Below are 14,544 nucleotides of genomic sequence, written 5' to 3'. Positions count from 1 at the left end.
CTACCGCCGCGGGCCCCGGATACGCGCAAAGGACGGCCGGGCGGTCTTGGAATGACGCGCCCGGCCGTCCTTTGCGGAACAGCTTCGCTCTGGCCCTAGCGGACTCCGAGGAGGTCCACGACGAAGATCAGGGATTCACCCGGGGCGATCGCCGATCCTGCACCGCGGTCACCGTAAGCCAGGTGTGCCGGGATTTCGAGGCGGCGGCGTCCGCCGACCTTCATGCCCAGCAGGCCCTGGTCCCAGCCCTGGATGACCTGGCCGATGCCAACCTTGAAATCCAGCGGAGCGCCGCGGTTCCACGATGCGTCGAACTCTTCGCCGGTGGAGAAGGCCACCCCGACGTAATGGGTGGAGACGGTGTCCCCTGCTTTGGCCTCTGCGCCGTCGCCGACGATGATGTCCTCGATGACGAGGTCAGTGGGGGCGTCGTGTGCCGGGAAATCGATTTCCGGCTTCTGGCGGTCGTATTCGCGCTTTCCGAATGACATGGAACTCCTTCGTTATGGGACTGCCAGCAATCTTATCCGGATTGTCCGGTTACTTGGTCTCCAGGATGTCGACGACGAAGACCAGGGTTTCGTTCTGGAGTTCGTTGCCTTCGTTGGCGCCGTAGGCGGTGGCAGGAGGCGCGACGATCAGGATCTGTGAGCCCACCGTCTTGCCGGCCAGGCCGTCGGTCCAGGCCGAGATGACCTGGTTCAAGCCGAAGGACGTGGGTGCGCCGCGCTCCCAGCTGGAGTCGAAGACCGAGCCGTCGGACCATTTCACGCCGTGGTACTGCACAGTCACGGTGTCGTCGGCTTCGACAACGGGGCCGTCGCCCTTCTTCAGTTCCTGGGCAATGAGTTCGGTGGGAGCGTCGCCCTCGGGAATGGTGATGGACGGCTTGCCGTCGTCGTCGAGGGTAACGGTGGGCTGGCCCTCAACCGGGTCAACGTCGGAGCCCCAGGCGCGGGTGGGAACGTCCCGTGCGTCGGTGAGGGTGAACACGATGAACTGCGTGGCTGTGCCGGCCTGTTCGTTGCCGGGCACGTAGTAGGCGAAGTCGGAACCGACAGGGGCGCCAACAAGGGCGTCGTACATCTGTTCGTTGCCCTGCTTAAGGCTGTCATCCACGGCAATGTCTTCGGCAGCCTCGGCCGTGTACGTCTCCTGGCCTGCTTCACCGCTTTCGGGGTCAAGGACCACCAGCCGGACGGAAGCAGTCTGGCCTTCAGCCAGCTCCTCGCCGTCGCCGTCGTTGACCCGAACCAGCGTCGGTTCTTCGGCCGTCAGCGGGGTGTCGAACTCAACGGTGGGCACGGCGCCTTCACCGTTTGAAGTGACCTTGACGGAGGAGAGCGGTTCGCTGCTGCCGTCTCCGGAGCATGCGGTGAGCAGCAGGAGGGCGGGCAGGAGCAGTGCTAGTACTTTTCGCACAGTACTTCTTTCAGTGGCGGGCAAATGTCTCTGCCCAAGCCAGAGCGCACGGGCATACCCGTACCCTCTCCGGGCAGCAAGACCTACCCTAACGCCTTCACCTGAAAGGTTCCTAGACTGCCTTCCGGGCCGGTTTGCCCGCGTGTGCTCAGAGCGTGGACAGCAGCGCCTCTACCCTCTCGTCCACGGCAGCGAACGGATCCTTGCACAGGACGGTCTGCTGCGCGCGGTCATTGAGCTTCAAATGGACCCAGTCCACGGTAAAGTCCCGGTTGGCAGCTTTGGCCCGGCGGACGAAGTCACCGCGGAGCTTTGCCCGGGTGCTCTGCGGCGGAACATCTACCGCCTCCTTTACGGCGCTGTCGTCCACCACGCGCGCCGTTTCGCCCCGTGACTGCAGCAGATAGAAGAGGCCGCGCTTCCGCGAAATGTCGTGGTAGGTGAGGTCTATCTGGGCCAGCCGGGGCGATCCCATGTCCAACCCGGCGCGTGCGGCGTAGCGGTCCACCAGTTTCTTCTTGATGGCCCAGTCAATCTCCGTGTCAATGCCTGACGTATCCCCGGTCTCGACTGCATCCAGTGCGCGTCCCCAAAGATCCAGGATCCGGGGGACGTACCGGTTGTGCGGGCCGTTGTCCTGCACAAAGTCAGTGACCCGGTCCAGGTAAATGCGCTGTACCTCGAGGGCTGTCATGGTTGATCCATTGGCGAGCTTCAGGGGCGCCGATCCGGTGAGGTCGTGCGAGATTTCCCGGATGCTGCGGATTGGGTTCTCCAGCCGCAGGTCCCGCATGATTACGCCGGCTTCAATCATGCGCAGCATGAGGTCCACTGAGCCGACTTTCAGCATGGAAGTCGTTTCGGACATGTTGGAGTCGCCGGCGATCACGTGCAGCCGGCGGTAGTGCTCAGCATCGGCATGGGGCTCGTCGCGGGTGTTAATAATGGGGCGTGAACGCGTGGTGGCGGAAGAAACGCCTTCCCAGATGTGGTCAGCCCGCTGGGAGAAGGCGTACAGCGAACCGGACTGGGTCCGCAGCACCTTTCCCGCACCCACAAGCAGCTGGCGTGTCACGAGGAACGGGATCAGGATGTCCGCAAGGCGGGAGAACTCAAGCCGCCGGGGTATCAGGTAATTCTCGTGGCTGCCGTAGGAGTTCCCGGCGGAGTCCGTGTTGTTCTTGAAGAGGTAGACGCTTCCGTTGAACCCTTCCGCTGCGAGGCGTTCCTCGGCTTCGTCCACGAGGTCGTCAAGGATAAGCTCGCCTGCGCGGTCATGGGCGATCAGCTGTGCTACGTCGTCGCATTCTGCGGTTGCGTACTCGGGATGCGAACCAACGTCCAAATACAGCCTGGATCCGTTGGTGAGGAAGACATTCGAGGAACGCCCCCAGCTCACGACCTTGCGGAAGAGGTAGCGTGCAACCTCTTCCGGTGAGAGCGGCCGGGAATCCGGTCCCGAATAGGCAATACCGAATTCGGTTTCAACGCCGAAGATCCTGCGCTCCATCAGTCTCCTTCCGCGCTGGACAGGAATCGGTCCAGCTCAACGGTTCCTATCCTGCGGAAGGCCCTGACGGTTCCCCGGGTAGAGAGCGGGTCCCGGTCCAGGACTGCAACTTCCAGCAGCCCCGCTCCGAGCAGTTCGGTTCCCGGCGCCGGTTCCGTGTCCGGTGCCGGCGCCGATTCGGGTGCCTGCCGGGTGGCGGACAGGGCCCTTACCGCAATCTGGATAGCTTCGCTGAAGGGCGTGTCCGGAGACCAGGTGCGGGCCAGGGAGTCGTTGACGATCTCGGCCTGGCCGCCCATCACCACGTAGTTGCTTTCGTCTGCGATCGATCCGTCGTAGGTCAGGCGGTAGAGATGATCGGAGTAGGGTTCCCTGCCCACCTCGGCGACGGCGAGTTCGACTTCGAAGGGTTTGCCCTCGGCAGTGAAGACCGAACCGAGGCTCTGCGCGTAGACACTTGCCAGGCCGCGTGCGGAAACGTCTTCGCGGGCGTAGGAGTAGCCGCGTACGTCGGCATACCGCACGCCGGCCTGCCGCAGGCTCTCGAACTCGTTGTACTTGCCGACGGCGGCGAACCCGATCCGGTCGTAGATCTCACCGAGCTTGTGGAGTGACGGAGACGGATTCTCAGCCACGAACGCGATGCCGTCGCGGCAGGTCAGGACCACCACAGACCTGCCCCGTGCGATCCCCTTCCGGGCAAAGTCTGCCCGGTCCTTCATCAGCTGTTCGGGTGAAACGTAGAACTGCTGCGTCATTTGCTACGCCTCCCGTCCGGCAATGGAGCGGCGTGCAACCAGCTCTTCGGCGAGCTGGTGAAGTTCACGTTCCGGGATTTCGCGTATTCCTGCCGAGTTCACCACGTAGACCACCGGCCAGAGCTGCCGGACCATGTCCGGACCACCGGTAGCTGAATCGTCGTCCGCTGCGTCGTAAAGTGACTCGACGGCAATCCGCACTGCTTCGTCCTGGTCGAGGCCGGGCCGCCAGAGCTTTTTCAGCGCCCCCCGGGCGAAGACGGAACCGGAGCCCACACTGTGGTGCTCATACTCTTCGTACCGCCCGCCCGTGACGTCGTAGGAGAACATCCGTCCGGTGTGCCGTTCGGTGTCGTATCCGGCAAACAACGGGATCACTGCCAGCCCCTGCAGGGCCAGCGGCAGGTTTTGCCGGACCATGGCCGCGAGCCGGTTGGACTTGCCGTCCAGGCTCATCGGTGTGCCTTCGATTTTCTCGTAGTGCTCCAGCTCCACCTGGAAGAGCCGGATCATGTCCAGCGCCAGGCCTGCGGTGCCGGCGATGCCGAGCACAGAGTAGGTGTCCGCCGGGAAAACCTTGCGGATGTGGCGGCTGGCAATCATGTTGCCCATCGTGGCCCGCCTGTCCCCCGCCATGAGGACGCCGCCGGCATAGGTGAGGGAGACGATCGTGGTGGCCTGCGGCGCCGCCGCGGAAGCCGATCCTGCTGGGGCTGTTCCGAGCCTGCGGGCCGAAGGCAGCAGCTCCGGATGGTGGCGGCTGAGGTGTTCACTGAATGATGAGCCCGCTGCCGCGGCCATCGTGTGCGCAGGATCCGTTGGCGTCATCCGCTACTGCCCACCCTTCTGGATGAACCCGCGGACGAACTCTTCGGCGTTGTTCTCAAGCACGCCGTCGATCTCATCCAGGAGATCGTCAACACCTTCGGTCTGGGCGGAAGACTGCTCCGCTGGTTCTCCCGCGGGAGTTGGAACTTCTTCGGTTTCTTCGACTTCCTGCGGACGTGATCCGGTGTTCCTGCGGTCCTGGGTTGCCATGATGCGTGCCCTTTCTTGCTGGCGAATGTGACCTACGTCCTATGGTGCCACGGTCGGCTCCGGACCGGTCAGGAGTCGGGTGACAAAGTCCTCCGCGTCCGCGGAAACGTCGAACAGCTCTCCCGTCAGTTCCCTGGTTCCCCTAAGCGGTTCCCGGGTGGGAATGCGCTGCAGCCGGCGCCGGGAAGGCAGTTCGAAGATGATGGAGTCCCAGCTTGCACCGATCACTTCTGCGGGGAAACGGGTGATGCACCGGCCACGGAAGTACGCGCGGGTGTCTTCGGGCGGATGCGTTACTGCCGCGGCGATCTGTTCGTCCGTAAAGAGCCGTTCCATCTGGCCGCGCGCCGCCAGCCGGTAGTAGAGACCCTTCTCCGGACGCATGTCCGAGTACTGGAGGTCTATCAGGTTAAGCCGCGCATCGTTCCAGTCGAGCCCGTCGCGGTCGCGGTATGCCTGCAGCAGCCGGAGCTTCGCGACCCAGTCCACCTGTGCCGAGGCTGCCATCGGGTCACGCTTGAGGGTGCCCACCACGGAACTCCACCTGCTCAGCACGTCTTCCGTGGCGGCGTCGACTCCGCCTTCGCGCCGGGCGTGGGCTGCCGCGGCTTCGAGATAGATTTCCTGCAGGTCCAGACCCGTCAGGTGCCGGCCGTCCTTCAGCTCCACCAGGGTGGTGAGCGAGGGATCGTGGCTGATCGCCTGCAGCGCGCCTACAGGATCCCGGAGCTCGACCTGGGGAGCCGTGCCGTCCTCGATCATGGACAGGACCGCCGACGTCGTTCCCACCTTCAGCAGCGCAGAGACCTCGCTGAGGTTGGCGTCCCCAATGATCACGTGCAGGCGCCGGTACTTCTCGGCGACGGCATGCGGCTCGTCGCGGGTGTTGATGATCGGGCGCCGGATGGTGGTTTCGAGGCCGACCTCGGTTTCGAAGAAATCAGCCCGCTGGCTGAGCTGGTAGCCCCTGCGCTGGTTGCTCGTCCCGATGCCGACCCGGCCGGACCCGCAGATCACCTGGCGGGAGACAAAGAACGGGAGCAGTCCGGCAACCAGCCGGGTAAAGGGCACACTGCGGGGAACAAGGTAGTTCTCATGCGCACCGTAGGAAACGCCCTTGTTGTCCGTGTTGTTCTTGTACAGGTGGACCGGCGCAAACCCAGGGGTCGCGGCGATGTGCCGCATGGCGGTGAGCACCACGGCGTCGCCGGCTTTGTCCCACAGCACGGCGTCCTGCGGGTTGGTGGTCTCCGGCGAGGAATACTCCGGATGTGCATGGTCAACGTACAGACGGGCACCGTTTCCAAGCACCATGTTCATCAGCACGGAGTTGTCTTCAGCCTCCCCGTACAGGGCCGAGGGACCGCCGCCTTCCATGGCGATCTGCTCGGCATCCAGCACCGGCGGGGCGTCCGTCAGCTGGGTGGGGTCTGCCGCCGTGCGGGGCACCGTGTACCCGCGGGCATCATTCAGCGGTGCCTCGTCCGTGTAGTCCCAGCGCGTGCCGGACAGGTTGCCGTGTCCTGCCCGGACACTGGCCGCGTAGGCATTGACCACCTGGCTGGACAGCACGGTGGCATTCGCGTTTGGCAGTGCAGGCGCCAGGACCCCGTACTCGGTCTCTGTGCCCATTACCCTCCGGACCGTCACAGATACTGCCCCGGGTTGGCCGTCGTCTCGATGGTCCGGCCCGGCTCCTGCCCGGCCTTGCCCTGGATGATGGTGCGGATGTACGTGATGCGTTCACCCTTCTTTCCGGAGATCCGTGCCCAGTCGTCCGGATTGGTGGTGTTGGGCATGTCCTCATGCTCGCGGAACTCGTCGACGACGGCGCGCATCAGGTGTTCGATGCGCAGGCCGCGCTGATGGAGCGTCAGGAAGTCCTTGATGGCGTACTTCTTGGCCCGGTCCACCACGTTCTGAATGACTGCACCGGAGTTGAAGTCCTTGAAGTAGAGCATCTCCGTGTCGCCGTTGGCGTAGGTGACCTCGAGGTACTCGTTGGACTTGTCCTCCGCGTACATCTTCTCCACCGTCCGGCGGATCATCTCCTTGACCGTCGCCACCGGGTCGTAGCCGTGCTCCGCGAGGTCGTCGCGGTGCAGCGGCAGGTCCGGTGTGAGGTACTTGGCGAAGATTTCACCTGCGCCTTCGGCGTCGGGCCGCATGATCTTGATCTTCACGTCCAGGCGCCCGGGGCGCAGGATGGCCGGATCGATCATGTCTTCACGGTTCGAGGCACCGATGACAATGACGTTTTCGAGTTTCTCCACGCCGTCGATCTCACTGAGCAGCTGCGGAACGATGGTGGTCTCGACGTCGGAGGAAACCCCGGTGCCGCGGGTGCGGAAGAGTGAATCCATCTCGTCGAAGAAGACCACCACAGGGCTTCCGTCTGAGGCCTTCTCACGTGCCCGGGAGAAGATCAGGCGGATGTGCCGTTCCGTTTCGCCGACGTACTTGTCCAGCAGTTCCGGTCCCTTGATGTTCAGGAAGTAACTCCGGGTGCCCAGTGTGCCGGTCTGTTCCATGACCCGCGCGGCAAGTGAGTGGGCCACTGCCTTGGCGATCAGGGTCTTGCCGCAGCCGGGAGGGCCGTAAAGCAGGATGCCCTTGGGCGCTTTGAGCCCGTGTTCCCGGTACAGGTCCGGATGCATGAACGGAAGCTCGACGGCGTCCCGTATCTGCTCGATCTGCGGGCCCAGCCCGCCAATGTCCGAGTAGGAAATGTCCGGGACTTCCTCCAGGACAAGGTTCTCCACTTCGCTGCGGGGGATCTTCTCCAGTGCGTAGCCGATCCGCGTGTCCACCGTCACGGCGTCCCCCACCCGGATCTTTTCCTTCACCAGCGGACCGTTTAGCCGAACGACGCGCTCGTCGTCGGCCCGGCCCACCACCAGTGCACGATCGCCTTCCAGCAGTTCCTGGACTGTGAAGAGCTCTCCCGCTTTTTCAAACCCGAGCCCCGCCACCACTGTGAGGGATTCGTTCAGCAGCACTTCCTGGCCCGGGACAATCTGGCCCAGGTCCAGCAGCGGGCTTACAGCCACCCGCAGCTTCCTCCCGGACTGGATAATGTCCACGCTTTCCTGCACGGTGGCCGTGGTGGTGATGCCGGGTTCCGGTTCCGTGCGCGAGTTCACCGAAAGGACGGTGCCGAAGCTGAACGGCGTCGCCCCTTCCTTCTCCAACGCGTCCTTTAGCCGGACGATCTCCGCCCGGGCTGTCTCCAGCATGGTTACAAGACGTGCGTTGTTGTGGGTCAGGGACGCCAGCTGGCGGTCCAGATTCCGCAGCTTGTCCCGCAGGACATTCAGCTGCCGGGACTCCGCACTGGCCATGCCGTAGCCGCTTTCCAGACCGCCGCCGTCCATCCCTGCACCGTTGGTGTTTTCCGCATCAACCATTGTCCGACCGCCTTCATTGCTCAGGTCCCTTCGTTTGACGATAACGCAGTGACGCACGCAATACACGGGCCGGGAGGTCTTGCGTTTCCCAGCTTCCCGGATAAGGTCCCGGCTAGTCCTCCGGGTTCGTTCCGTCGCCGTGTTCCTCCTGGAAACGCTCGGCTTTGGCAAGGGCGCCACGCTGGATTGTGGAACTGGCATCCTTGGCCGCGCGCCGCAGTTTCTTATCAGAAACTTCGCGTTCCCCTACGGCAGCCGGCGTCCAGGCGTTCAGGTCCTCCTGGCTGAAGTCCGTCTTTGAAGCACGCCGCTTGGCCACGAGTCCGGTGGCCCCTTCTGCCAGGCGCCGTGCGGAAAGCAGGAATCCAGTGTGGGCGACCATACGGTGGTCCGGCCGGACGGCGAGGCCTTCCAGGTGCCACCCACGGACCATTGATTCCCATCCTTCGGGCTCCGTGAAGCGGCCGTCTGCCCGGATTGCCTCAGCCGTACGGGAAAGCTGGGTCACGGTGGCTACATAGGAGATCCAGACACCGCCGGGAGCCAGGACGGTCGCCACGGCATCGGTGCACTCCCAGGGCGCCAGCATGTCCAGGACCACGCGGTCCACGCTGCCGGGCTCCTGGTTCTGCACAACCTGGTCCTGGAAGTCACCGAGGGTGATGTTCCAGGCGGGGTGCGGGCCGCCGAAGAAGGTCTCTACGTTGCCGCGGGCTATGTCCGCGAACTCCTCGCGGCGCTCATAGGAGTGAAGCGATCCGGTGTCCCCCACGGCACGAAGCAGGGAGATGCTCAGGGCGCCGGAGCCGACTCCTGCTTCCACCACGCGGGCACCCGGGAAGATATCGGCCATGGTGACAATCTGGCCTGCGTCCTTCGGATAGACCACGGCGGCACCGCGGGGCATCGACAGAACGAAGTCCGAGAGCAGCGGACGCAGCACCTGGTACTGGTGGCCGGTGGTGTTGGTGACGATGGTGCCTTCGGGTACGCCGATCACGGCTTCGTGCGGGAGGTAGCCGCGGTGGGTGTGGAATGCCCCGCCCTCCGTCAGGGTGATGGTGTTTCGGCGTCCCTTTTCGTCGGTGAGCTGGACGCGTTCGCCGGGCCGCAGGGGTCCGCGGCGCATGTCGGCGCCGTGGGCGGTGGGTGAATCGGGGGTACCCGGATTGTTCATGGGGGCTGTCCTTCGTGTCAGGCGGGGTCGGGGTCTGGCCGGCAGGAGCAGCGCGCTTCCACCGGCGGGGTCAGGAGCGGCGGCCCTGCGGCCGGCGTCCGGTTATGGCGGCGACGACGGTCTCCTGCCGCAGCAGGCCCACCACCGTGCCCTCACGGTCAATGACGGCGTACTCACTGCCGTCGAGCTTGGAAAGGTAGGCGATCAGTTCCTGCCCGTTGGCCACATTGGGGATGTATGCCCCGGGCGCAAGTGCACGCGCCACGGCAGCGGCCGGGGTTGAGTCAGCCAAGTGGTCCGGTACTGCGAAAAGCGCTCCCCTGTCCACGACGGCCTCCGGGTGTCCGGTTGGCGCGGTGAGCACCAGTGCGGTCCGCGGCCCGGCTGCAGCGGCCAGCCTCCGCAGTTCTGAAACGGCGGTCCAGGAAGGCACCTGGATGGCCGGCTCCATGAGCGCGGCGGCTGAGACGGCGGGAAGCCGCAGCCGCATCCTGGCGTTGGTGATGGCTGCTCCGGCGCCCATCCAGAGGAAGCCGGAAACCAGGGCGGTTATGAGCAGGAGGCTGAAGTCCGGGGTCCTCCCCTGCAGGAAGGGAGGCACCACTATTGCGGCTGCCAGAGCTGCGGCGATGATCCGTCCGGCCCAGCCGGCTGCCAGGGTGCCTTTGTCCTGGCTGCCGGTCGCCTTCCAGACGATCGTCTCCACGATTCTGCCCCCGTCCAGTGGCAGTCCCGGAAGGACGTTGAAGACGGCAACAAGCAGGTTCGCCCAGACGAAGATGTCCGCCAGCAGCCGAGGCACGGTTCCCGGCTCCAGGAAGAGCAGCAGTCCAAGGCCGATCAGTGCCAGGAGGAAGTTCGCTGCCGGTCCGGCAAGGGCAACCACCAGCGACCTGCCCGGTGTTGCGCGGACGTCGCCGAACTGGGTGTGGCCGCCCCAGAGAGTCAGCACAATTTTTGGCGTCGGCCAGTTCCAGGCCTTTGCTGTCAGGGCATGGGCAAGCTCGTGGACCAGGACGGAGAGCAGCAGCAGGAGGGCATAGCCTAGCGCGACGCCGTAGGCGGCAGCGGTGCCGAGGCCCGGAATCGCGGCGGCAACACGGGGCCCAAACAGGAAGATGATGGCGGCCGCGATGATGAACCAGGACCATGCCAGGGTTACCGGCACCCCGCCGATCCGTCCCAGGGGAATGCCTTCGCTGCGCTGCGTCCGGGTAGGTTCCTGAGTCATGGGCGGGCCCCCGCCTGCGCGGAGACGATGTTTTCCAGGTCCTGGACCGAGCGACCGGCGAGTGTCTTCCACTCAAGTCTCTGCGGATCAGGGGGCAGGGGAACGAAGTGGGGGATGGAGACCGTGGGCAGGCCCGCTGCGTGGGCCGATGTGTAGCCCGGATAAGAGTCTTCCAGGGCTGCGCACCGTGCCTTCGACAGTCCCGGGACGGTGGCTGCGAGCTCGTTGAAGGCGAGGAGATAAGGCTCGGGATGCGGCTTTCCGTGCTTGACCATTTCACCGGTGACCAGCAGCCGGAATGTTCCGGCAGGAAGCTGTTCAGCTACAAGGCGGGCAAGCGGGCCGGTGGACATGGTGACCATTGCGCAGGGAACCCCCTTTGCGGAGAGCTCCTCCAACAGCTCGCGTGCCCCCGGACGCCATGGGACCTCTTGGCGGACGCGCCGGGCGATCCGATCGGTCAGCGCGGTGATCACGCCTGCGGCCGGCAGGTCCACCCCGGCCTGCTGGAGGCGGCGGGCCGTGTAGGTCAGAGCCTGGCCTACGAGCTCCTCCGCGTCTTCGTCGGTCCAGGTCCCGCCATGCTCGCGGACCAGCTCCTTTTCCGCCTCAATCCAATACGGCTCGGTATCTACGATCGTTCCGTCCAGGTCCCAGAACACGGCCTGCAGCGCAGGCACAGGTCCGGGGACTGAAGTTCCAGGCAGGGGCATAAGGCAAGTCTACGTGGCACAGCCGGAGGTTCATTGCGCGGGCCCTGTGCTTGTGCGGCGTGCGGGACTGACAGTGTGCAGCCGGAGGCATAAGGTGAAATCGTGAGTAATACCGATAAAAGCCCGGCAGCGGGCCTCCAGGATTTCTTCGCCGGCGGCACCGGCGAACGGGTCACCGTGATGGTTGCAGCCTTCGAAGGCTGGAACGACGCCGGCGAGGCAGCGAGCGACGCCCTGAACTTCCTGTCAGTGTACTGGGACAGCGAGAAGATTGCCGGAATCGATGCCGACGAATACTACGACTTCCAGTTCACCCGTCCTGCCATTGAACGCACTTCATCGGGCAAGCGGCGGATCAAGTGGCCCACCACGCGGATCTCGCGGGCCGAAGTGCCTGGATCGAACCTTGACCTGATTCTTGTCACCGGTGTTGAGCCCTCGTACAAATGGCGGGCCTACACCGCAGAACTTATCGGTTTGGCCAAGGAACTGGACGTAGACTGCCTGGTCCTTGCCGGTGCACTGCTGGCCGATGTGCCGCACACCCGTCCCATCCCGGTCACGGCCACCTGTGAAGAGGAAGACCTTCGGTCCCATCTTGATCTTGAGCCCTCGGAATATGAGGGTCCCATTGGGATCGTCGGTGTCCTGGCCGAGGTGGCCGCACTCGCGGACATCCCAACGCTCTCACTTTGGGCAGCTGTGCCGCATTACGTGGGGCAGCCGCCCTCCCCCAAGGCCCAGCTGGCCCTGCTGCACCGCATCGAAGATCTCCTGCAGGTGCCCATCGACACGTCCGTGCTGACAGAAGAGGCTGAAGCCTGGGAACGCGGCGTCGACGACCTGGCTACGGAAGACCCGGAGATTGCCGCTTACGTCCGCCAGCTGGAAGAGGCCAAGGACACAGCGGAACTGCCGGAAGCATCCGGTGAATCGATTGCCCGGGAGTTCGAGCGGTACCTCAAGCGGCGGCGCCGGGACTGAGCCCGGCACCGGCCGTCAGGTCTAGCGGAGGGTAATCCCCAGCAGGGCGTCAAAGGACGCAGCTGCCAGCTGTGCGCCCCGGGGTTCCGGCGTCAGGCCGGCGCCCTGGAGGCTGGCTGCCCACTCATCAGCGGCAGCAAGGGCCGCCGGGGCGTTCAGGTCGTCTGCAAGGGACATGCGGAACTGCTGCAGCAGGCGCTCCGCGGAAGCTGCGTCGGTGAGGTCCAGCGCCTGGCGGTAGCGGCTCAGCCGCTCTTCGGCACGTGCCAGGTCCGCTCCAGTCCAGAACCAGTCGGAGCGGTAGTGGTGTCCGGCCAGTGTGGTGCGGATTGCGGCCGGCTCCACGCCTTCGGCACGGAGCTTGGAGACAAGCACCAGGTTGCCGAGTGACTTGCTCATCTTTTCGCCGTCGAGACCCACCATTCCTGCATGGGCGTAGACCTGTGCGAGGGGTTCTCCCGAGCAGGCGTAGGCGTGGCCCGCACTCATCTCGTGGTGAGGGAAGACCAGATCGGATCCACCGGCCTGCACCGTGAAGTTTGCCGGCAGGAAACGGCGGGCAATGACCGAACACTCAATGTGCCATCCAGGGCGGCCGTCGCCGAGGGATCCTCCGGGCCACTGCGGTTCGCCGGTCCTGGCCACGCGCCAGAGCAGGGCGTCCAGCGGATTGCGCTTTCCCGGGCGGTCCGGGTCTCCCCCGCGCTCGGCGAAGACCGGGAGCATCTGTTCCGGTGTGAGGTTCGAAACCTGGCCGAGCCGCCACGCATCCGGGGCTTCCTTCTCGAGTGCCTGGGCCGCGTCGACCGAGAAGTACACGTCGCCGTCGGGCTCTGAACCGTTTCCGGGGACGCGGTAGGCGATTCCGCGTTCCAGCAGGTCCTCGACCACCGGAACGATCCATTCGATTGATTCAACGGCGCCGACGTAGCTGCGCGGTGCCAGGACGTTCAGTGCTTCCATGTCTTCACGGAAAAGCTGCGTCTGTTCCTTGGCCAGGACGGTCCAGTCCACGCCGGTCGCTTCGGCCCGCTCCAGGAGCGGATCGTCGATGTCGGTGACGTTCTGGACGTAGTTGACTGTGTGGCCGGCGTCCCGCCATTGCCGGTTCAGGAGGTCGAAGGCCACGTAGGTGGACGCATGCCCCATGTGGGTGGCGTCATACGGCGTGATTCCACAGACATACAGTCCGGCCTCCGGTCCGGGGCGGACGGGCACCGGGCGGCGCCGGGCCGTGTCAAAGAGGACAAGTTCAGGGGAATGTCCGGGCAGTTCAGGAAGGGGGCGGGATTTCCAGGCGATCACGTAATCACTCTACTTACTTGGCAGGCGGGGTTCATTTTCGGGGCGGCAGGACCGGGCGGTCTACGGCTGCAGCACGCCGAAGGCCAGCGCAATGTAGATCGCCACGCCAAGGCCGATGCGGTACCAGACAAAGAGCTGGTAGCTCCGGGTGGAGACGTAGCGCAGGAACCAGCCGATGATGACGAAGCCCACAACAAAAGCCACCACGGTCGCCAGGGCAGTCTCCGCTCCCCCGTAGGGTCCGGTATCGCCCCAGGACTTCGCGAGCTGATAGAGGCCGCTGCCGAAGACGGCCGGAATCGCGAGCAGGAAGGCATACCGGGCGGCGGCCTCACGGGTGTAGCCCATGAGCAGGCCGGCCGTAATGGTGCCGCCGGAGCGGGAAACTCCGGGGATGAGGGCCAGCGCCTGGGCGAACCCGTAGAGAATGCCGTGTTTGTAGGTGAGCTGGTCCAGCGTGCGCTGCTGTTTTCCGACCGCGTCCGCGACCGCCAGGATCACACCGAAGACAATCAGCATTGTGGCGACAATCCACAGGCTGCGGAACGTGGACTCGATTTGGTCCTGGAACAGCAGGCCCAGTATCACGATCGGCAGGGTGCCCACGATGATGAGCCAGCCCATCCGGGCATCAGGATCTGAACGGGAAACCCGTCCGGACAAGGAGCCGAACCAGGCCTTGACGATCCGGACAATGTCCTTCCAGAAGTACACCGCGACGGCGGTTTCAGTGCCCAGCTGGGTAATGGCGGTAAATGCCGCCCCCGGATCCTGGGCGCCGGGCAGGAGTTCCCCGGCGATGCGCAGGTGGGCGCTGGAAGAGATGGGCAGGAACTCGGTCAGGCCTTGAAGGAAACCGAGGAAGATCGCTTCGAACCAATTCACCCTACGACTCTAGGGCACCCGAACCTGCCACTGAGGCAGGCGTGGCCGTGGCTAGCGGTCGCTGCCCGTCTGCCGGTAGGTTTCCCGGCTGTCAGGTGCAGCCGCCGTGCCGGA

At 64.7% G+C, this 14,544-nt stretch carries 14 protein-coding genes; 1 reads left to right on the top strand and 13 read right to left on the bottom strand.

Annotated features, from left to right (window positions below):
- Nucleotides 1-95: 95 nt before the first annotated feature.
- From FYJ28_RS02140 to FYJ28_RS02090, 11 genes are all read right to left on the bottom strand, one after another.
- Nucleotides 96-491 (bottom strand): FKBP-type peptidyl-prolyl cis-trans isomerase, encoded by a 396-nt coding sequence (locus tag FYJ28_RS02140; protein WP_055241074.1) that lies wholly within the window; start codon nt 489-491, stop codon nt 96-98.
- A 49-nt stretch (nt 492-540) separates the two neighbouring features.
- Complete coding sequence (locus FYJ28_RS02135; protein ID WP_326831450.1) at nt 541-1,422, bottom strand: FKBP-type peptidyl-prolyl cis-trans isomerase; 882 nt, start codon at nt 1,420-1,422, stop codon at nt 541-543.
- A 148-nt stretch (nt 1,423-1,570) separates the two neighbouring features.
- Nucleotides 1,571-2,932: a Pup--protein ligase gene (gene pafA, locus FYJ28_RS02130; RefSeq protein WP_055241076.1), complete on the bottom strand. Its 1,362-nt coding sequence runs from the start codon at nt 2,930-2,932 to the stop codon at nt 1,571-1,573.
- Entirely contained in the window at nt 2,932-3,690 is a 759-nt protein-coding gene (prcA, locus tag FYJ28_RS02125) for a proteasome subunit alpha (RefSeq protein WP_154578102.1), read from the bottom strand. The genes pafA and prcA overlap by 1 nt, the downstream gene beginning before the upstream one ends.
- Nucleotides 3,691-3,693: 3 nt before the next feature.
- A complete protein-coding gene (gene prcB / locus FYJ28_RS02120) occupies nt 3,694-4,518 on the bottom strand; it encodes a proteasome subunit beta (RefSeq protein ID WP_154578101.1) in 825 nt (274 codons plus the stop codon).
- A gap of 3 nt (nt 4,519-4,521) precedes the next feature.
- Nucleotides 4,522-4,728, bottom strand: a complete 207-nt coding sequence (locus FYJ28_RS02115) for a ubiquitin-like protein Pup (protein WP_154578100.1) — start codon at nt 4,726-4,728, stop codon at nt 4,522-4,524.
- A 39-nt stretch (nt 4,729-4,767) separates the two neighbouring features.
- On the bottom strand, nt 4,768-6,360 hold the full coding sequence (gene dop / locus FYJ28_RS02110) for a depupylase/deamidase Dop (protein WP_154578099.1): 1,593 nt from the start codon (nt 6,358-6,360) through the stop codon (nt 4,768-4,770).
- 14 nt (nt 6,361-6,374) lie between these two features.
- Entirely contained in the window at nt 6,375-8,102 is a 1,728-nt protein-coding gene (gene arc / locus FYJ28_RS02105) for a proteasome ATPase (protein WP_154578219.1), read from the bottom strand.
- Between the two features lie 145 nt (nt 8,103-8,247).
- On the bottom strand, nt 8,248-9,312 hold the full coding sequence (locus FYJ28_RS02100; protein WP_055241081.1) for a tRNA (adenine-N1)-methyltransferase: 1,065 nt from the start codon (nt 9,310-9,312) through the stop codon (nt 8,248-8,250).
- Nucleotides 9,313-9,382: 70 nt separating this feature from the next.
- A complete protein-coding gene (locus FYJ28_RS02095; protein WP_154578098.1) occupies nt 9,383-10,543 on the bottom strand; it encodes a site-2 protease family protein in 1,161 nt (386 codons plus the stop codon).
- A complete protein-coding gene (locus tag FYJ28_RS02090) occupies nt 10,540-11,256 on the bottom strand; it encodes an HAD family hydrolase (RefSeq protein WP_154578097.1) in 717 nt (238 codons plus the stop codon). The genes FYJ28_RS02095 and FYJ28_RS02090 overlap by 4 nt, the downstream gene beginning before the upstream one ends.
- Before the next feature lie 102 nt (nt 11,257-11,358).
- Here FYJ28_RS02090 and FYJ28_RS02085 point away from each other — a divergent pair, with 102 nt between their 5' ends.
- Nucleotides 11,359-12,240 carry a PAC2 family protein gene (locus tag FYJ28_RS02085; protein WP_326831449.1) on the top strand — a complete coding sequence of 294 codons (882 nt, stop codon included), beginning with the start codon at nt 11,359-11,361 and terminating at the stop codon, nt 12,238-12,240.
- Nucleotides 12,241-12,261: 21 nt separating this feature from the next.
- On the opposite strand, the gene mshC is transcribed toward FYJ28_RS02085, so the two are convergent.
- Together mshC and FYJ28_RS02075 are read right to left on the bottom strand one after the other, a co-directional pair.
- A complete protein-coding gene (gene mshC, locus FYJ28_RS02080; RefSeq protein WP_326831448.1) occupies nt 12,262-13,545 on the bottom strand; it encodes a cysteine--1-D-myo-inosityl 2-amino-2-deoxy-alpha-D-glucopyranoside ligase in 1,284 nt (427 codons plus the stop codon).
- Nucleotides 13,546-13,605: 60 nt separating this feature from the next.
- Complete coding sequence (locus FYJ28_RS02075; RefSeq protein WP_055241086.1) at nt 13,606-14,430, bottom strand: undecaprenyl-diphosphate phosphatase; 825 nt, start codon at nt 14,428-14,430, stop codon at nt 13,606-13,608.
- Between the last annotated feature and the right edge of the window lie 114 nt (nt 14,431-14,544).

This window comes from Arthrobacter sp. BL-252-APC-1A, from assembly GCF_009696625.1.
In the GTDB taxonomy this organism is placed as follows: domain Bacteria; phylum Actinomycetota; class Actinomycetes; order Actinomycetales; family Micrococcaceae; genus Arthrobacter_B.
This window is presented reverse-complemented; position numbering and strand designations above follow the sequence as displayed.